At 36.2% G+C, this 20,396-nt stretch carries 14 protein-coding genes; 6 read left to right on the top strand and 8 right to left on the bottom strand.

Features of this window, described 5'->3' with window-relative positions:
• Position 1 precedes the first annotated feature (1 nt).
• Complete coding sequence (locus tag ASE21_RS13680; protein ID WP_057123246.1) at positions 2 to 1,357, top strand: HlyD family secretion protein; 1,356 nt, start codon at positions 2 to 4, stop codon at positions 1,355 to 1,357.
• Positions 1,338 to 2,756: a TolC family protein gene (locus tag ASE21_RS13675; protein WP_057123245.1), complete on the top strand. Its 1,419-nt coding sequence runs from the start codon at positions 1,338 to 1,340 to the stop codon at positions 2,754 to 2,756. Before ASE21_RS13680 ends, ASE21_RS13675 begins: the two co-directional genes overlap by 20 nt.
• Before the next feature lie 58 nt (positions 2,757 to 2,814).
• On the opposite strand, the gene ASE21_RS13670 is transcribed toward ASE21_RS13675, so the two are convergent.
• The gene (locus ASE21_RS13670; protein WP_057123244.1) at positions 2,815 to 3,690 is read right to left on the bottom strand and encodes an NAD(P)H-binding protein; all 876 of its coding nucleotides are present in this window, start codon (positions 3,688 to 3,690) and stop codon (positions 2,815 to 2,817) included.
• Between the two features lie 80 nt (positions 3,691 to 3,770).
• Here ASE21_RS13670 and ASE21_RS13665 point away from each other — a divergent pair, with 80 nt between their 5' ends.
• Positions 3,771 to 4,133: a winged helix-turn-helix transcriptional regulator gene (locus ASE21_RS13665; protein WP_057123243.1), complete on the top strand. Its 363-nt coding sequence runs from the start codon at positions 3,771 to 3,773 to the stop codon at positions 4,131 to 4,133.
• Between the two features lie 178 nt (positions 4,134 to 4,311).
• On the opposite strand, the gene ASE21_RS13660 is transcribed toward ASE21_RS13665, so the two are convergent.
• The 7 genes from ASE21_RS13660 to ASE21_RS13630 form a co-directional block, all read right to left on the bottom strand.
• A complete protein-coding gene (locus tag ASE21_RS13660) occupies positions 4,312 to 4,701 on the bottom strand; it encodes a RidA family protein (protein ID WP_057123242.1) in 390 nt (129 codons plus the stop codon).
• Positions 4,702 to 4,798: 97 nt separating this feature from the next.
• Complete coding sequence (locus ASE21_RS13655) at positions 4,799 to 5,362, bottom strand: Crp/Fnr family transcriptional regulator (protein WP_057123241.1); 564 nt, start codon at positions 5,360 to 5,362, stop codon at positions 4,799 to 4,801.
• 69 nt (positions 5,363 to 5,431) lie between these two features.
• Positions 5,432 to 6,676 carry a sensor histidine kinase gene (locus tag ASE21_RS13650; protein WP_057123240.1) on the bottom strand — a complete coding sequence of 415 codons (1,245 nt, stop codon included), beginning with the start codon at positions 6,674 to 6,676 and terminating at the stop codon, positions 5,432 to 5,434.
• Between the two features lie 10 nt (positions 6,677 to 6,686).
• Complete coding sequence (locus ASE21_RS13645) at positions 6,687 to 13,055, bottom strand: HAMP domain-containing protein (protein WP_082603479.1); 6,369 nt, start codon at positions 13,053 to 13,055, stop codon at positions 6,687 to 6,689.
• Positions 13,056 to 13,121: 66 nt separating this feature from the next.
• Positions 13,122 to 13,553, bottom strand: coding sequence for a response regulator (locus ASE21_RS13640; RefSeq protein ID WP_057123239.1), 432 nt, complete (start codon positions 13,551 to 13,553; stop codon positions 13,122 to 13,124).
• Entirely contained in the window at positions 13,550 to 15,001 is a 1,452-nt protein-coding gene (locus tag ASE21_RS13635) for an ATP-binding protein (protein WP_057123238.1), read from the bottom strand. Before ASE21_RS13635 ends, ASE21_RS13640 begins: the two co-directional genes overlap by 4 nt.
• 111 nt (positions 15,002 to 15,112) lie before the next feature.
• On the bottom strand, positions 15,113 to 15,490 hold the full coding sequence (locus ASE21_RS13630; RefSeq protein WP_057123237.1) for a response regulator: 378 nt from the start codon (positions 15,488 to 15,490) through the stop codon (positions 15,113 to 15,115).
• A gap of 590 nt (positions 15,491 to 16,080) precedes the next feature.
• On the opposite strand from ASE21_RS13630, the gene ASE21_RS13625 reads away from it, so the two are divergent.
• The 3 genes from ASE21_RS13625 to ASE21_RS13615 all read left to right on the top strand — a co-directional run bounded on the left by ASE21_RS13625 (position 16,081) and on the right by ASE21_RS13615 (position 20,390).
• On the top strand, positions 16,081 to 18,261 hold the full coding sequence (locus tag ASE21_RS13625) for an HAD-IIB family hydrolase (RefSeq protein ID WP_057123236.1): 2,181 nt from the start codon (positions 16,081 to 16,083) through the stop codon (positions 18,259 to 18,261).
• Between the two features lie 187 nt (positions 18,262 to 18,448).
• Positions 18,449 to 19,969 (top strand): glycosyl hydrolase family 32, encoded by a 1,521-nt coding sequence (locus ASE21_RS13620; protein WP_057123235.1) that lies wholly within the window; start codon positions 18,449 to 18,451, stop codon positions 19,967 to 19,969.
• 172 nt (positions 19,970 to 20,141) lie between these two features.
• Positions 20,142 to 20,390 (top strand): hypothetical protein, encoded by a 249-nt coding sequence (locus ASE21_RS13615; RefSeq protein ID WP_057123234.1) that lies wholly within the window; start codon positions 20,142 to 20,144, stop codon positions 20,388 to 20,390.
• The last annotated feature ends 6 nt before the right edge of the window (positions 20,391 to 20,396 follow it).

The raw sequence follows: 20,396 nt of genomic DNA, 5'->3' as shown, positions 1-20,396 counted from the left end.
CATGCTTAATATATCAAAAGATAATAACGTACTTATAACACCCGGAAAATATAAATCGATTACCAGTGTTGCCCGCAGGCCGCATTATAAAATTTTAAACAGAGTAATAGTTGGCTTTTTGATTTTTGCTGTTGCATGCCTTTTTCTTCCGTGGACACAAAATATTTCAGGAAGTGGTTCTGTAACAACTTTAAAACCGGACCAAAGACCGCAGACTGTACATAATGCCATTGCGGGTAGAATTGAAAAATGGTATGTTCAGGAAGGGGATTATGTGAAAAAAGGAGATACAATTTTGTTTATTTCTGAAACAAAAGAAGATTATCTGGACCCTAATTTGGTTGGCAATACAAAAGATCAGGTTGATGCCAAGAAAATGGCTGTAGAATCTTATGGAGATAAAGTTAATTCACTGGATGTTCAGGCAAAATCCCTGGATACAGAAAAAGAATTAAAATTACAGCAGGCGCAAAATAAAATTAAGCAGGCTCAGCTGAAAATTAAAAGTGACAGCATGGATCTTGAAGCGGTAAAAACGCAGTTGAGAATTGCAAAAACACAATTTGACCGTTCTACAGCACTTAATAAAGAAGGTTTGAAACCTCTTACGGATGTAGAACAGAAACGATTAAAACTTCAGGAATCTGAAGCGTACATTATTACGCAGCAAAACAAACTTTTGAGCAGTAAAAATGAACTGATAAATGCAAGGGTTGAAATTAATCGCATCACGGCTGAATATTCTGAAAAAATATCAAAATCCAGAAGTGAAAAATTTACTGCCTTAAGTACGCAGTACGATACAAAAGCGCAGGTCAATAAATTGCAGAATCAATATGTAAACTACAGTATTAGAAATGGTTTATATTACATTCTGGCTCCACAGAGCGGTTATGTAAACCGTGCTTTACTGGCAGGTCTTGGAGAGACAATTAAAGAAGGAACGCCAATTGTCAGTATCATGCCGTCAAGTTATGATATTGCGGTAGAAACGTATGTTGACCCAATCGATCTTCCGTTGGTGCATCGCGGTGCAAAAGTGCGTGTCTGGTTTGACGGATGGCCCAGAATTGTATTTTCGGGCTGGCCGGGATTGTCATACGGAACTTTTGGAGGCCGTGTAGTGGCTATTGAAAATTTTATAAGTGCAAACGGAAAATACAGGGTTTTAATTTCGCCGGACGGAAAAGATGCTAAATGGCCTAAAGAACTAAGCATTGGGGCTGGAGCGCAAAGTATTGCTTTGTTAGAAACAGTTTCAGTTTGGTATGAAATATGGCGAAACTTAAACGGTTTTCCGCCAAATTATTATAAGTCAGATGAAAAGGAGGTAAAAAATGGAAAAGACAAAAAATAGAATTACAGAGGCTGTAAAGCTGTTTTCTTTTTTGTTTTTATTGGGCTTTTCAACACTTTATGGTCAGGATTTTAATAAAGAAGAATTGAGTTACAGCGAGTTTTTAGGATATGTAAAAAAATATCATCCGCTGGTAAAACAGGCAAATCTGGAAATTACAAACGCTGAGGCTGCATTGATGATGGCGCGCGGCGGTTTTGACCCAAAAATTGAAGTCGATTACAACAAGAAAGAATTTAAAGGAACAGAATATTATTCGTTATTAAACAGCAGTTTTAAGATACCAACATGGTACGGAATTGAAATCAAGGCCGGTTTCGACGATACTGACGGTCAATATTATAATCCGCAGAATCGTACACCGGATAACGGTTTGACTTCTTTAGGAATAAGTGTTGCCTTAGGACAGGGAATGTTTATAAATCAGCGTATGGCTGACGTGAGGGAAGGTAAACTGCAGTTAAAGCTGAGTGATGCACAGCGAAAACTAAGAGCGATAGAAGTTTTGTATAAAGCAAGTGAAGCTTATTTTGAATGGCGAAAGAGTTATAATGAAGCAGAACTTTATAAAAGATATCTTGGTTTTGCAAGCACGCGTTTTCAGGGTGTAAAAAAACTAATTGAACTTGGCGATGCGCCTTCAATTGATAGCGTTGAAGCCGGAATTACAGTTAGAAACAGAGAATTGAATGTAGAAAATGGAAACCTGAAATTAGCTAAAGCTAAATTGTATCTTTCTAATTATTTATGGCTTGAAAATGTTCCTGTGGAATTGGGAGATATGGTTAAACCGGAAGAAAATTTAATTCTGACATTAGAAGAAACATTAAAAACAGCAGCGATGATGGTAAATGTTGAAACGCTGGATTCGCATCCTAAAATTCAGGCGTTAGAAACTAAAATGTCAATACTGGAAATAAACAGACAATTAAAGGCAAATTCTTTGCTTCCAAAATTAAATGTTGGTTACAATTATATTTCAGAACCATCATATTTTGATTCTTTTAATGCTGATGATTATAAATTTAATATTGATTTCAGTATTCCGATTTTTTTAAGAAAGGAGAGAGGAGGCCTGAAATTGGCTAAGCTTAAAATTCAGGATTTAAAGTTTGATATTGAACAACAACGATTAGAGCTAAAAAACAAGATAAAAGCCCAGCAAACGGAAATTGCATCATTAAAAAGACAAAAGAATGTAATTGACAATCTGGTAAAAGATTATACAACTATGCTGAACTCAGAGGAGAAATTGTTCTCTTTTGGCGAAAGTTCCATATTCCTTATTAATTCCAGAGAAAATAATTTGGTCAGTGCCAGATTATCTCAAATTGGAATTGAAAATCAGTTTTATATTTCAAATGCAGAATTGTATAAAATTCTGGCAAACCCGGATTAATTTACATTTCCTAAAACAAAAAAAGCAGCAAAAATATTTTGCTGCTTTTTTATTTATATTAGAATTTTGAAGCAAATTCCAGTGCAAAATCTTCCAGTTTTATTTTTCCGTCAACCAAAGCTTTACTGTTATTAAAATGTTCAGGAATTTTTCCGCTTCTTAAACCAGTTCCCATTTCGGTGTATAATTGGGCAATTTCTTGGGGTATTCCGGCCTGAGTCATTCCTTCAAAAGCTTGTTCGTCTGTAAATTCAATCCATGGCAAGTCTGGTTTTGCAATCGCATTTCCGAAAATTTTTGCTGCTTCACCTGGAGTACGAACATCGCTGATGATATATCGAATATTTTTTCCGGTCGGAGTTTGCAGTAATTCTTCGGCAGCAGCCTGTGCAATATCCTGCGGATGAACAAACGGAATTTTAATATCAGAAGGATAATTAGATCCTATAATTCCGGCTCCTTTAATCATTGGAACATCATTATAAAAGTTGGTATAAAAGAACCCGGCTCTTAAAAAAGTGACAGAAGTATTTAGTTCGTTATATATTTTTTCAATATTATGAAGTCCCGCGATCGGTCCGTTTCCGTTTGGCAAATCGGCTCCAATACTACTTAGCATTACAACACGTTTTACACCTGTTTTTTCAATTGCTTTTGCAAAGGATTTTCCGGCTTCAGTTGTATTTGCAATTACATCTGCTCCTCCTAAATTTGGCGGTGTCATGGCAAAAACGGCATCGGCATTAGTTAAAGCTTCAATTAAAAAATCAGAATCGCTTACGGATCCAACCGCTGCTTTTGCGCCTAATTTTTCTATTTCTGTTTTTCTGTCGGCATTACTGCTTATTACGGTAACGTCGTGCCCTGCACCAACAAGTTTTGTAGTGAGGGTTTTTCCAATATTTCCTAAAGAACCTGAGATTATAATTTTCATGTTAAATAATTTTTTTATTACAGTTACAAAGGTATATTTGTACTTACTTTTATACAAGTACTTACCCTAAAGTATGTATTATGACCGCAATTAAAGAATCATCGACAATTCAGGAAAACAAGCAGTATGCACTCGAAAAATGCCCTGTTACTTTTGTAATGGAAAAAATAGGAGGGTACTGGAAACCTATAATTCTGTGGCATTTATCTAGCGGAATGAAACGCTACAGCGAATTAAAAAGAGAAATTCCTGCCATAACAGAAAAAGTACTTATTCAGCATTTAAAACAATTAGAGGCAGATGCTCTTATTATCAGAGAAGCTAAACCTGTTGTGCCTCCTTTTGTAACTTATAAACTCAGTAATGCCGGTGTAGGTTTACTGCCGGTTATTGAAGCTATGGCAGCATGGGCTTTTAAAGTAAAGGATGGGGAGTATGTTTAAGGTGATGAGATTCTAAGATACTAAGGTTCTAAGATGCTGAGTTTCTAAGGTACTGAGATGCTAAGTTTCTAAGTTTAGAATCTTTGTCAAAGTTTTAAACTTTGACAAAGATAAAGTACTAGTTAAGTCTTGTAAACTGAAAACTGCGACTGAAAACTGCGACTGAAAACTGAAAAACTCACTTAACAACAGTAGCTTCGAGTTCTACTTTTACGGTTTCAAAAAGACTTTTTACTTCCATTAGTGTTGTGGCTTGTTGAATATTGTGTTTTGCAATCCATTCCTGCAGAATATTAAAGTGCGGCCAAAGTTCTGATGTTGCAGTCGTGTAGATATTTAATCTAACAATTCCGCTGCATTCGTAACCCGCTTCGGTAATTACCTGCTCGAGATTTTGGATGGCCAGTTTAAGCTGGGATTCCATATTTTCGTCACTTGAAATTCCTTCGGCATTTATAGCAGTCTGTCCGGAAACATATAACGTTCCCTGCGGATTTTTTACTTCAACTGCTTGTGCATAACTGCGTTCGTCCTGCCATTTCCACGGATTAATTATTCTCTTTTCCATTTCTTTTCTTTATTAAAATTATAAAGCAAAATTCGAAATAAGAAATGTAAACCTAACTTGACATTTGTCACGAATTTGAAGTGCGAAATGTCACATTTTAGGAAGATAAACGACTTAAAGTTTCGCGGGAAACGCCCAGATAAGATGCAATAAGGTTTTTAGGAACACGCTGAAAAAGCAAAGGATACTGCTTTAAAAGCTGTTCATATCGCTCTTTTGGATTAGAGGTCATCCAGGAAATAATACGGCGCTGTGAGGCCAGGAAACCAAAGTTGGCTTTTTCCAGAAAAAAGCGCTGCATTTTTGGAAGATTATCGCATAAATTTTTATAATCGTCAAGTGTAAAACAAAGGACTTCCGTATCTTCAAGACATTCTAATGACATCGTAGCTTTTGTCTGCGTAAAATAGGCATAATAATCACTTTCCCACCAGTCTTCCATTGCAAAAGACACAATATGTTGTTTTAGCGATTCATCGGTGTAAACCAATTTCAAAAGTCCTGAAACCACAAAATAAGCATATTTAACTTCATCGTCTTCCTGAATCAGAAATTGATGTTTTTTGAACTTTTTAGGGATAAAATGCTGACTGACAAATGAAAACTCTTCATCTGTCAGTTGTATTATTTTTTCAATATGTTCCCGAAGTTTTTCCTGCATATTTTGTCAAAGATATTTAAATTTCCTGATGATAAAAAAACTTAAATCTTAGCGAATATCCTTAAAAAACTACTCCTGCGGAATATAAATATTAAATGTTGCACCTTCCATTGGTTTAGCCGTAGCATTGATAAAGCCATTGTGGTTTTCTACAATTTTTTTTACAATAGCCAGGCCAATTCCGGTTCCGTCATAAACATCCCTGCTGTGTAATCGTTGAAAAACGCCGAATATTTTTTCGCTGTGTTCCGGTTCAAAACCAATTCCGTTATCTCTAAAACTAATATGACAGTAATTTTCAGCTGATGATATTTTATCATATAATAATTCTTCGCCACGAACTATTCTGCTTTTGATTTCGATTTCAAGTGGAATTTCTTTCTTCGAAAATTTTAATGCATTGTTGACCAGATTTTCGATTAGCTGAATAAATAAAAACGGAATAATATTAATCTTTCCATGAAGTTCTGTGACAATTACAGCATTTTTTTCTTTGATATTTTCCCGAAGCGCTTCCTTTACATTTTCAATAATAATATTAAGATCGGTGTTTTCATAAACGCGGTCTGTAATATTAGTTCGTGAAAAAGTCAAAAGGTCATTGATAAGTTCGCGCATTCGGTTTGTAGAATACAAAATGCGCTCAAACTTAGCCTTTCCATCCGGACTCAGATTGGGATATTCTTTTGCGAGAATAATGTTGGTAAAGGTTTGAATTTTACGAAGCGGTTCCTGTAAGTCGTGACTTGAAATATGCGTAAAAGCGTCAAGCTCCGTGTTTTTCTTTTTTAATTCTGTTGCATATTTTTCTATCGCAATATACTGCGCTGCCAATTCATCATTTGCTTTGGTAATTTTTGCATTAAGCGCAGTAGCTTCTTCTTCTTTAAGGCGCAATTCCCTGTTTTTCTTATACAATTCTGTAAACACCATTACCTTTGCCTGCAGAATTTCTGCAGACAAAGGTTTAATCATATAATCGACAGCACCAGACTGATATCCTTTAAAAATATAATCTGTGGTGTTCATATTAGCAGTTAAGAAAATAATAGGCACATGTTTAAGTTTGTCGCTCTGGCGAATAAGCTCGGCAGTTTCAAACCCATCCATAAGCGGCATCTGAACATCCATCAGAATAATAGCAAAATCCTGGCTTTTAAGAAGAATTCGTAAAGCATCTTTTCCGGAAGTTGCTTCGACAAACTCATACCCCTGATCTGCAAGTATGACCTGAAGCGAAAGTAGGTTTTCCTTCTTGTCATCAACAATTAATATCTTCACGGAATTTTCTTCTATGGGGCTTTGGCTCTTCATAATAAGGGAATTATTTTAACCATACTCTCATTAAAGAGGATAATTGTTCAACATTAACCGGTTTAGTAATATAATCTGATGCACCAGATTCAATACAACGCTGTCTGTCTCCTTTCATTGCTTTTGCTGTTACGGCAATGATAGTTAAATCTTTATGTTTTATATTTTTTCTAATAATTTTCATGGTTTCGTATCCGTCTAATTCCGGCATCATGATATCCATCAAAACAATATCAATTTTTATATTCTGACTTAAAATATCAATGGCTTCATGACCGCTTTCTGCGCTGATAACTTCCAGACCAAATCGCTCCAGAGCTGTTGTAAGCGCAAACAGGTTTCGTACATCGTCATCTACCAAAAGTACTTTTTTATTGATTAGAACATCTTCTTTTAAATAATAAGTTTCAATTCTGTCTTTCATACTTTCCGGCAGGTCCTTATGTACACGATGCAGGAACAGTGCAGCCTGATCAACTAATTCATCCATTGAGGTTGCGCTTTTTGTAATAATACTGTGTGCAAACCTGCTGAGTTTACTGCGTTGTTTTTTATTGACATCACCGGCAGAATGAACTATTATCGCCGTTTCCTGACCGCTGATATTATTTTCCAGATCGCTTATTAAATCTAAACCGTCAGCATCGGGAAGAATTAAATCTAATATAATACAATCAAATGATTTTTTCTCTATAAGTTTTACCGCTTCCTGAGCCGTCAATGCAGTAGAAATTATAATATCGTCTCCTTTAACCGCTTCAACAATTCGATCTAATTCAAATTGATTATCATCGACAACCAGCAGGTTTTTTTCTTTCTTATCTTTAAAATCCTGAATATCATTAAATAAAGAAGTCAACAATTCATTTTTGACAGGCTTAAGGAAAAAGTTTCTCGCACCGCGCTTTAAGCCTTTATTTCGTTCATCTTCTCCTGAGATAATGTAAACCGGAATATGACGAAGCGTAAAATCGGTTTTTAATCGGTCCAAAATTTTCCAGCCGCTGGTATCCGGCATATTTAAATCCATTGTAATTGCATGAGGCTGAAACTGATTGATATAATCAACAACATCATTACCGCGTGTGGTTACAATTGCTTTAATTCCATGCTGATGCGCTCTGTCTAACAAAATCCTTGCAAATGTCAGATTATCTTCGGCAATTAAAAGGATTTTATCTTCCGGCTTGATATCGGCACGGTCATCACCAACCTCATCTACAAAGTACAAATCCATATCCGATTTCTTGAAACTTGAAGAAGGAAGTGATTTTAAACGACTTTTCCCTGCGTGAATTACATTTGTTTCTTCATTTACGGTAATATCTTCCAATTCAGGAATATGAACAAATTTCAATGGTAAAAACAAGGTAAATTTACTTCCAATATTGGTATCACTTTCCAGTTCGATGCTTCCGCCTAATAAATCAGAAAGTCCGCGGCTGATCGATAATCCTAAACCAGTTCCTCCGTATTTACGGCTTGTAGAACCTTCTGCCTGCTGGAATGCTTCAAAAATAATGTTTTGTTTTTCTTTTGAAATTCCGATTCCCGTGTCTGAAATTTCAAAAGCAACAACAGCTTCTGCATTGTCCAGACTATTATTTTTGGTTTTCCAGTTATTATCTGCTTTGTAAATATGTAATCTTACTTCACCTTTTTCTGTGAATTTGAATGAATTCGAAAGAAGGTTTTTCAAAATCTGATTCAATCTTTGAGAGTCGGTTTCCATAACTTCCGGAAGATTGTTATCCATTATAATTTCAAAATGAAGATGTTTTGCCTGAGAAATAGGGTTGAAGGTGGACTCAACAAACCTGCTGATTTCTGCAAAACTAATTGGGTTATAATCTACAGAAATATAACCAGATTCAATTTTAGAAAGATCCAGAATGTCGTTAATTAACTGAATTAAGTCATCACCGCAAGAGTTGATAGTTTTAGCAAACTGAATTTGTTTTTCGGATAGATTTCCATCGCGGTTGGCGATTAATTCGTTGGCTAAGATTTGTAAACTGTTTAGCGGCGTTCGTAACTCGTGCGACATATTTGCCAGGAATTCCGATTTATATTTGGATGTCAAAGTAAGCTGATCTGCTTTTTCTTCCAAAGCTTTACGTGCCACCTCAACCTCCTGGTTTTTCAACTCCACTTCTTCTTTTTGATTAGCCAATAAGATTGCTTTTTCTTCCAGCTCTTCGTTGGTATTTTTCAATACTTCCTGCTGGCTTTTCAGCTCACTTGCTAATGATTGTGACTGTACAAGAAGTTCTTCTGTTCTGGAGTTCGATTCGATAGTATTTAATACGATACCAATACTTTCAGTAAGGCCTTCAAGGAAATCTAAGTGAGTCTGGCTAAAGGTATCAAGTGAAGCTAATTCAATAACAGCTTTAAGTCTTCCTTCAAAAAGAACCGGAAGAATAATCACGTCTTTTGGCTTAGCATCCCCTAAACCAGAATTGATTCTGATATAATCTTTTGGAACATTACTTAAAATAATTCGTTCTTTTTCTACGGCAACCTGACCTATAAGTCCTTCACCCATAGCGTAGGAGGTAGGTGAATTTTTTCGTTTAATGTAAGCGTAAGAGGCAATTAAATTCAGCTTCGAATCCATGAATTCCTCGCCTTCTTCCAGGATATAGAAAAGTCCGTGCTGCGCAGTTACAACGGCTGCAAGCTCTGAAAGGATTTTCATCGTAACCGATTTAAGCTCTTTTTGCCCCTGAAGCATTTGGGTAAATTTAGCCAAATTCGATTTCAGCCAGTCTTGTTCCTGATTACGTAAAGTTGTAGCTTTAAGATTAGAAATCATTTGATTGATAGTATCTTTAAGTGCTTCAACCTCACCTTTTGCTTCAACACCAATTGTTCGCGTTAAATCTCCCTGCGTTACCGCCGATGCAACCTCAGAAATTGCACGTACCTGCGTGGTAAGATTTGCTGCCAGCTGGTTAACGTTTTCCGTTAAGTTTTTCCATGTTCCCGAAGCTCCCGGAACGTTTGCCTGCCCTCCCAGTTTTCCTTCAGCTCCAACCTCACGTGCCACAGTTGTTACCTGATCTGAGAAGGTAGCCAGTGTATCGATCATTTCGTTGATCGTATCGGTAAGCTGTGCTACTTCACCTTTTGCGTCAATCGATAATTTTTGTTTTAAGTTTCCTTTTGCTACAGAAGTTACAACTTTGGCAATTCCACGAACCTGTCCCGTCAAGTTAGATGCCATTACGTTAACAGAATCCGTTAAATCTTTCCATGTTCCCGCAACCCCTTTTACCTCAGATTGTCCTCCCAGTTTTCCTTCGGTTCCTACCTCACGCGCCACACGCGTTACCTCAGAGGCAAACGAATTTAACTGTTCCACCATCGTATTAAAAGTGTTTTTCAGGTCTAGGATTTCTCCTTTTACGTCAACGGTAATTTGTTTGGAAAGGTCACCATTTGCCACGGCTTTGGTTACATCTGCAATATTACGCACCTGTCCTGTTAAGTTAGAGGCCATTTGGTTAACCGAATCTGTTAAATCTTTCCATGTTCCGGCAACACCCGGTACAAAAGCCTGTCCACCTAATTTTCCGTCAGTTCCTACCTCACGCGCCACACGGGTTACCTCAGAGGCAAAGGCACGAAGCTGATCCACCATGGTATTTACGGTTTCTTTCAATTGGAGAATCTCTCCACGTACGTCGGCTGTAATTTTTTTCGACATATCTCCATTTGCCACGGCAATCGTTACCTCGGCAATATTACGTACCTGAGTCGTTAAGTTACCAGCCATTTGGTTCACCGAATCTGTCAAATCTTTCCATGTTCCGGCAACACCCGGCACATTGGCCTGTCCGCCCAGTTTTCCTTCGGTACCTACCTCACGCGCCACACGGGTTACTTCAGAGGCAAATTCACGCAGCTGGTCCACCATCGTGTTTAAGGTTTCTTTCAGCTGAAGAATTTCCCCACGAACGTCAACGGTAATTTTTCGGGACATATCTCCATTTGCCACGGCAATCGCCACATCGGCAATATTACGTACCTGAGCGGTAAGGTTTCCTGCCATTTGATTCACAGAGTCTGTTAAATCTTTCCATGTTCCTGCAACTCCGGGCACATTGGCCTGTCCTCCCAGTTTTCCTTCTGTTCCTACCTCTCGTGACACCCTTGTTACCTCCGAAGCAAAGCCTCGAAGCTGATCCACCATGGTATTAATTGTATTTTTTAACTCTAAGATTTCTCCTTTTACGTCAACCGTAATCTGGAGCGATAAATCTCCTTTTGCTACGGCCGTCGTTACTTCGGCAATATTACGTACCTGACCGGTTAAGTTAGAAGCCATCTGGTTTACCGAATCGGTCAAATCTTTCCATGTTCCGCCGACACCTTCCACCTGTGCCTGTCCGCCCAGTTTTCCTTCAGTTCCTACCTCACGTGCCACACGGGTTACCTCAGATGCAAATGAATTCAGCTGCCCCACCATCGTGTTAATGGTGTTTTTTAATTCTAAGATTTCTCCTTTGGTATCAACGGTAATTTGACGGGATAAATCTCCTTTTGCCACGGCTGTTGTTACCTCTGCGATATTACGTACCTGACCTGTTAAGTTAGAGGCCATCTGGTTAACCGAATCCGTTAAATCTTTCCATGTTCCGCCGACACCTTTTACTTTTGCCTGACCTCCCAATTTTCCTTCGGTACCAACCTCAAGTGCCACACGCGTTACCTCAGAAGAGAAGGAGTTCAGCTGATCCACCATGGTATTAATGGTTTTTTTAAGCTCCAGGATTTCCCCTTCGGCAACAGCCGTAATTTTTTTCGAAAGGTCACCATTGGCTACAGCGGTTGTTACCTCGGCAATGTTACGTACCTGACCGGTTAAGTTAGAAGCCATCTGGTTAACCGAATCGGTTAAATCTTTCCACGTTCCACCAACACCTTTTACTTTTGCCTGACCTCCCAGTTTTCCTTCAGAACCTACCTCACGTGCCACACGGGTTACCTCGGCACCAAATGAGTTCAGCTGATCCACCATGGTATTGATGGTATTTTTTAATTCGAGGATTTCCCCCTCTACATTTACGGTAATTTTTTTAGATAAATCTCCTTTTGCTACTGCTGTTGTTACTTCGGCAATATTACGTACCTGACCGGTTAAGTTAGAAGCCATCTGGTTAACGGAATCTGTTAAATCTTTCCAAACACCACCAACACCTCGTACTTTTGCCTGACCTCCCAGTTTTCCTTCAGAACCTACTTCACGCGCCACACGCGTTACCTCAGAAGAGAAGGAGTTCAGCTGATCCACCATGGTATTAATGGTATCTTTCAGCTCTAAGATTTCTCCTTTTACGTCAACCGTAATTTTTTTAGATAAATCTCCTCTTGCCACGGCTGTGGTTACATCGGCAATGTTACGCACCTGACCGGTTAAGTTGGATGCCATCTGGTTAACCGAATCCGTTAAATCTTTCCATGTTCCACCAACACCTTTTACCTGCGCTTGTCCTCCCAGTTTTCCTTCTGTACCTACCTCACGTGCCACACGGGTTACCTCAGAAGAGAAAGAGTTCAGCTGATCCACCATGGTGTTGATGGTATTTTTTAATTCCAAGATTTCCCCTTTTACGTCAACCGTAATTTTTTTAGACAAATCTCCTTTTGCCACGGCAGTTGTTACATCGGCAATATTACGTACCTGGCCTGTAAGGTTACTTGCCATTTTATTTACAGAGTCGGTCAAATCTTTCCATACACCACCCACACCACGAACTTTTGCCTGACCTCCCAGTTTACCTTCTGTACCTACCTCACGTGCTACACGGGTTACCTCCATCGAGAAAAGGTTCAGCTGTTTTACCATTCCGTTTACCTCTTTGGCAATTCTGAGGAATTCCCCCTGAAGCGGATTTCCTTCAATAGATAAGGGCATTTCCTGAGATAAGTTTCCTTTTGCAACAGACGTAATTACGTGTGCAATTTCAATTGTTGGGTGAACCAGATCTGAAATCAGTGTATTTACAGAATCAACGCAGGAACTCCATGAACCGCGTGCTCCGTCCAGAACTACCCGATTGGTTAGTTTTCCTTGTTTACCAATGCTTTTACCAACTTTTTGAAACTCAAAAACCATTCGTTCATTCAGGTCAATAATTTCATTCAGCGTATCGCAAATCGATCTTTTTATTCCGTTTTGATCGGTAGGGAAACGCTGGGAAAAGTTACCGTTTTTTACTTTCAATAAAATCTTTAAAAATTCTGCATCAGTAAGGACAGCTTCTTCAGGTTCTATTTTTTTGCTTTTAGATGTTTTTTCATCTGTTATGATTGGCAGTGCGATAAGTACCTCGTTTTCCGGTCTCTTATCGATATGTTTTGCTTTTTTCATAATTAGGTTGAAGTTGGTGTGAGGTTATGTTTTGAGATTGGATATTTTGAATTTAAAATTTAAACTTTATGTATTTTCATTTAATAATATTTTTCTAAGATGAAACTGCACAAAGGCATCCATAGAATCGGGTCTTTTTGTGTTGTCGTTATAATTTAACGGCTTTATAATATATCCTGAAATTCCGAGTTTTTCGGCTGTAATCCTGTCATTATTTTCGGAGGATGTTGTCATTATAAATACGTTTAGATTTTTTAGATTTTCATCTGCTCTTATGATTTCAAGAAATTCAATACCGTTCATTCTTGGCATGTTAATATCGAGAAGAATTACATCTGGAATAAGCGGATTTTCCGGATCCCTTAATAGTTTTAATGCTTCAAGTCCGTTATAGGCAGTATGAAGCACATATTTAATTTCTAATTTTTTTAATGACCGCTGTACTGAAATTGTGTCCAGTTCGTCATCTTCAATTAATAAAATGTTTGGTTTTCTCATGATGCTTTATTGTTCCTCCAGGTAAAGGTAAATTGTGCCCCTTGTTCCAGTTTTGATTGTACATTGATCGTTTCTCCCTGTTCGTCAATTATTTTCTTTACTATAGCAAGACCGACTCCCGTGCTTTCCATTTCATTTTTTTCGCGAAGCGTCTGAAATATTTCAAATATTTTTTGATGATATTCAGGGTCAATACCAATGCCGTTATCCTTTACAGAAAACTCATAAACGTTCATTATTTTTTCGCACCTGATTTCTATCCTCGGATTTTCTGCTTTTGAATATTTTACAGCATTACTGATCAGATTAGAAAAAACCTGCTCCAGTTTTAAACGTTCTGTAAAAATTTCAGGAAGATTAATAAAATCTAATTTGAATTTCCTCGGAACAATAGATTGTGAAATTTCATGAACCAAAGCATTTGTATCAACCAATTCCGAAGGTGTTTTTCTGTTTATTCTGGCGTAATCCAAAAGCCCGTTAATTAAGGCTTCCATACGTTGTGTCCTTTTCGGAATGATACTAAGATAATTTTTAAGGACTGGAGAAAGTTCATTTGATAAATCTTCTTCAATCCAGCTTATAACATTGTAAATTCCGCGTAATGGAGCTTTTAAATCGTGAGAAACCACATAAGCAAATTTGTTGAGTTCCTCATTTTTGTTTTCCAGTTCCTGAATGTTCTTTTCCAGCCGTCGGGACATTATGTTTAAAGAGGAGGCCAGTGCACTGAGTTCGTCATTTCTGTAATCTTCAACTATGGTAAATTTTCCTTTTGAAATTGTATCTGCCACACGAACCATAGAGTTGATCCTGTTTGTAATCATAATTACAATATAGGACGTACTCGCTATGCCGACAAGAATTGTCAGCGATAAAAATATAAGTGAATAAGTCCTGGTTTTATGTAAAGACTGCAGAAGCATTTCACTGTGGTATTTTCGTGTTTTATATTCGATTTTATCAAATCTCTTGAACTTCTTTGTAATGGCATCATTAATGTTTTTACCAACGTGTTTTTTGAGCTTATTGTCTAAAAGAGTCTGATACACAACAGGATTGCTATTTCTGGATTTAATTAAATCAGAAGTATAATCAAGCCATTGATTATGGAGCTCACTAATCGAGTCTACAATGTAACGCTGTGTATTGTTGATGCCTACAAGTGACCGCTGTTCTTTTAAAAATTCAGGGACTTTTTTTATTCCGGAATAATATTCGCTTAAAAATGTTGTGTCATTAGTCAAAAAATAACCTCTCACGGCGCTTTGCATTTCAAGAATGGCGCGGTGTGTTTTGTTTGAATTTCGAATTACAGCTTCAGATTTTGAAAGAAATTGTGAGTTTAGATGCACCTTTTGTGACAATCTGTAATTGGTATACGAGTCTGCAACAGAAAGCAAAATAATAAGCGTAAATGCCAAAAGTATTTGAGTTGATAATTTCATTGTTTTTCTGTTAAGAATACCAAAGGCACGATGGTTTAACAATAAAAAAAATAAAAAACGAAAAAATATTCGAAATGAAATTGTCGACAGAATTACATATTACAGTAAACATTATACGATATAATGGCTAAGTATTTTTTTTAATTCATTGAAATCACTTGGTTTCGAAATATATTCGTTAGCTCCATAATTTCTTGCCTTGAGTTTAATTTCTTCAAATTGTGACGTCGAAAAAATTATTACAGGGATATTTTTAATAGCTTCTTGTTTTTTAATTTCTATTAAAAATTCAAAACCGGACATTATAGGCATATTCAAATCCAGAAAAATAACATCAGGATTAATTTCTTTCTGGATTAATTTATTGAGTGCTTCAACAGGATTCTGAATTGCTGTATAATCAGCATTAGAAACTGCCTGTAAAGCCTCCATAAAAAATTCGCAATCATCAACATCATCGTCAATCTGCAATATATTTTTATAATTCATTATAAATATTTAGGTGTTAGAATAAAGAAATGAGAGCCGTTTAAAATGAATATTGTGAATTTTTCTACTCAAATGTAAAAAAAATATGGCTAAATAAAATGTATTTTACTTCCTTGTCTAAAAGAAATTCACTTAAATTCATAAAAAAATGATTATTCGCTTATAGCGTTAATAATGTCTTTTTAAATTAAAATTTCGTTCTGATGACGTTTACGATCTGTATGATAGCAGTGCGGGGCTCGGCTGTCGTTTAGAGTTAAATTTAATATAACCCGCTGGGAAACTGGTAAAATTATTTTCATGGTTTATGTCTTGGTGAAACATTTGTTGATTAGGTATTTTATCTGAAAAGTAGGAGTATGCAATAAAATCGAATTACATAATTTTAAGATATTGTTGTATAATTCTCATGTTGAAAGTTTCTGCCAGATTTATAAAAATGAAGAAATTAGATAAATCCTGGTTTTGTAACTGTTCGCTTTAACAATTGAAGGCTTGTAAATGTGGGAAATATGTAAATTAAAACTGGAATTATTTCTTCAAAATCTGTAGGGGCATGGTATCTTGAACTTTCAAAATAATAATGCTTGATGATGAAAAAATTACGAATTTCAATTATAAATATTCACGGACTTTTAAAAGGTTCCGGTCTGGAAATTGGCCGGGATGCTGATAATGGCGGACAAACAAAATACGTTTATGAACTTGCAGAGTTTTTATCGCAGCATAAAGATGTAGAACATGTTCATTTATTTACCAGATTAATTGATGATCCGTCTCTTTCGCCGGAATATGCTGTTCCGGTTGAAGTTATAAATGATAAATTAGATATACGAAGAATTCCCTTTTTAGGAAAAAAATACAAATCAAAAGAGCAGTTGTGGGAAGGTCTGGACACTTTTGTCAATGGTGTAGTACAGCATATCAAACAGCACAATATTTTTCCGGACTGGATTCACTCTCATTACGGAGATGCCGGTTATGCTGCCGCAGAGCTGTCATCAATCCTGAATATCCCTTTTGCGCATACAGGACATTCTTTGGGATTTTACAAAAAGAAAAAATTACTCGAAAGTGGTTTTTCTGAAGAAGAACTTGAAAAGAAATTTAAATTTAAAGCGAGAATTGCTGCTGAAGAAAAAACATTAGAACTTTCAGAGTTTATCGTTACTTCAACAGAGCAGGAAATCGAAACTTATAAAGCCTATAAAAATTTTGAGCTTGGAAAATACCACGCCATTTCACCCGGAATCGATACCAGAAAATTTGTTCCTTATTATTTTCAGGAATCGGATAATGAAAAACATTTAGAAGAAACACAGCGTAAATACTGGGTTTCAGAAACTATTTCTAAATTCCTTACTAATCCGCATAAACCTTTTATTCTAGCACTTTCCAGGCCGGATCGTCATAAAAATCTCCATACACTTATTGATGTTTATGGAAAAGATAAAGAATTACAAAGTATCGCCAATCTGGTCATTTTTGCCGGAATCAGAAAAGATATTGCCAAAATGCCGGAATCTGAAAAAGATGTTCTGACCGATTTGCTATTGCAAATGGATAAATATGATTTGTACGGAAAAATGGCAATCCCGAAAAAACACGATGTAGAAAACGAAGTTTCTATTATTTACCGTTATGCAGCAGAAAAAAGGGGTGTTTTTGTAAATCTCGCACTTCATGAAAATTTTGGTTTAACGGTTATAGAATCAGCGAGCTCAGGACTGCCGGTTGTGGTTACTAAAAATGGCGGTCCTTCAGAAATAATTCCGGTTTGCCAGAACGGAGAATTGGTAGATCCTCAGGATGAAAATCAAATTAAAAAAGCTTTGCGAAATATCCTGACAGATGAAAATCAGTGGAAATATTATTCTAATAATGGTGCCATCAACATTCAAAAACATTACAGCTGGTTAAGCCACGTCAATCATTATGTAGAGCTGGTCAATGAAAATTTATCTTTATCCTCCGGGGCTGGAATTAAAAAACAACATTATCCTAATATCAATATTGACCGTTTAAAAAGAAAAATCGAAAATCTCCTGGTTTCCGATATTGATGGCACGCTCATCGAACCAAAATTGAATAATCCGGGATTAAAGCAGCTAAAAACGCATTTAACCAATCGCACAGATAAAATGGCCTTTGCAATGGCATCCGGAAGGAATTTAGCTTTGGTTAAAAAAGTAATAAATGAAGAACAGTTTCCGCTTCCGGATTTTATCATTTGTTCTGTTGGAACTGAGATTTATTATACAAATGGTAACGATTATATTTTAGATAAAGGCTGGGCAAAATTTCTTTCGGGAAGATGGAAAAGAGAAGAAATTACAGAACGTTTGAAAGAAGTCAAATGGATTACATTACAAGAAGATGAGGCGCAGAATCCTTATAAAATATCTTATTACTATAAAAAGGAAGATTATAATCATGAAGAATTAATCCGGGTTTTGGGCAGTGGATGGTATAAAGTAAATATTATTCCGAGTCACGGTCAGTTTTTAGATTTTATTCCGAAGAGAGCTTCAAAGGGAAATGCCATAAAATTTTTATGCCGCAAATGGAATATTTCTTTATCAAATGTTATTGCGGCAGGAGATTCAGGTAATGATATCGATATGTTCCGGGGTCCTGTAAAAGGAATTATTGTTGGAAACCGTAGTGCAGAACTAGCAGAATATGAAACAACAAAAAGTATTTATGTTGCCAAAACATCTGCTTCTGAAGGAATTTTAGAAGGATTAAAATATTATAAAATAATTAAATAAGAGGTCAACTTTGTTTAAGTGCAAAACTTTGACTTAGAATCTTAAAATTTAAACACATAGAAACACAGGATTATATTCTAAATAAAAGAGTATTAAAAGAAAACAGATTTTCTCACTTTTTTAAGCTTCAAAAATCAATGTTTCTATGTGTTTAAAAATTCATACTAACAAATTAAATAAGTAATAAATGTATTCAGGTTCAGGATTTAGCAATTGGGAAATTGGAGATGTTGATGTATTTATAGATGAAAAAGGAATACATCATTTATTTCATTTGATTATTCCCAATCACGATTATATTGCGCATGCAGTATCAAAAGACGGGCTTTCGTGGAAAAGAGTAAAAAATGCCATTTTTGTCGGCGATCCGGGAGAATGGGATGATGATATGCTCTGGACTATGCATGTGAGCAAAAGATCTGACAAGAAAGGCTATGAAATGTATTATACAGGCTTAAAACGCCAGGATAAAGGAATTGAGCAGAAAATAGGAAGAGCCGTTTCATCAGATTTAATTCATTGGACAAAAGAGAATTTCGAGGGTCTGCCTTTTAAAAGTGAAGCACCGCATTATGAAAGTTTTTCAAATAATCCGCGCGAATGGATCAGTTTCAGGGATCCGTTTAAATATACTTATGAAGGAGAAGATTATCTCTTAATTTGTGCCCGAAGTGCTTCGGGACCAATTTACAGACGTGGCTGTATTGGAGTTGCAAAAAGAGAAAAGGAAGGTTTTGTTCTTCAAAAACCTTTGCATTTTCCTTATGTTTATGATGATGTTGAATGTCCTTGTGTAATAGAAATTAAAGGTACTTATTATCTGCTTGGTTCTATTCGCGAAGACATTAAAGTACGTTATTGGTCGGCTTCGGAATTTAAAGGCGAATATTGTGCTTTTCATAATAATGTACTGCTTCCACAAGGAAATTATGCAGCAAGGGTTGTAAAAGACGGCAGTCATTTTTTAGTGTATAATTTTTATTTTGCCGACGGCGATGTAAATACGCATCGCGTTATTCCGCCTCCAAAAGAACTTGATATTGATAAGAGCGGCAGACTTTTATTAAAGACCTATTATTTTTGGGAAAATCTCTATCAAAAAACTATTTTGCAAAAGGATCTTCCTCAGCCGGTGCCCATTTTAGGAAATCCAACAGCAGATTTTCTTCAGGAAAATGAAAACAAATGGCGTTTTGGATGCCGAAGCGGTTACGAAATTTATTGTTTTGAAAAACCTTCTATAGATTTTGTCTGGGAAGGAACACTTGCAGTAGAAGGTATGGGAAAAACCGGATTTGTTATTGAATGCGATAAAGAAGGAACAGGATATTATATTTCGATTGATTTTATGAATGGTTTTGTGCAGTTTAGAGCGTGGGGTTTTAACGAAAAAGATGTTAAGAATAATTTCATTTTTGAAAATATCCAAACCAATCAATTTGAGATAGGAGAAGACAAACAAATTTATTTTAAGATTATCCGTTATGGAAATTACTACGAACTTTCGATAAACGAAATTGTAAAACTGACTTTGTTAGATTTTAAATACAGCGAAGGAAAAATAGGAATTTATGTATGCTCTGCCATTATATCGATAAGCGATTCTCAGATTCATTTAATTCCGGAACCGGAAAATGAATACGCAGCATCAGACCCTGATAAATATTTAAAAGATTACAGCAGAATGGTGCAGATTAATCCGTCTTAAAATAAAAACGAAAGTCATAAAACTTAAAAAATAGATTTCTTTATGAAAAATCAATTGTTGATAATATGCTGATAAACAGTTGATAACTAGTATTTAAATTTCTACTGATCTCTTAATTGAATGTTTATATTTGATAAAGAAATAGTTAAGGAATTAATTTAAATATTAATATATGGAAAGAGCTATAAAACTAAAAGTACGTAAAGAATTAGACGGACGCGAGCAGTTTAATGTAATTAAGTTAAAAGGCAGTTTAATTTCCAAAGGCTATACGGAGATCATACACATATTAGATCAGGATGATGAGTATCATATAAACTCTTTTGAAACTCCGGTTGAAAGCAGAAATGAAGTTAAAGATTTTATTGCCGCTTTTATTTCTAATGAAAATCTTACTCACGCAGTTACTGTCTTTAAATAAAAACCA

The sequence above is a fragment of the Flavobacterium sp. Root901 genome, assembly GCF_001429765.1.
Taxonomy (GTDB): Bacteria; Bacteroidota; Bacteroidia; order Flavobacteriales; family Flavobacteriaceae; genus Flavobacterium.
Note: the sequence above shows the minus strand (reverse complement) of the source record. Positions and strands in the feature narration are given on the sequence as shown.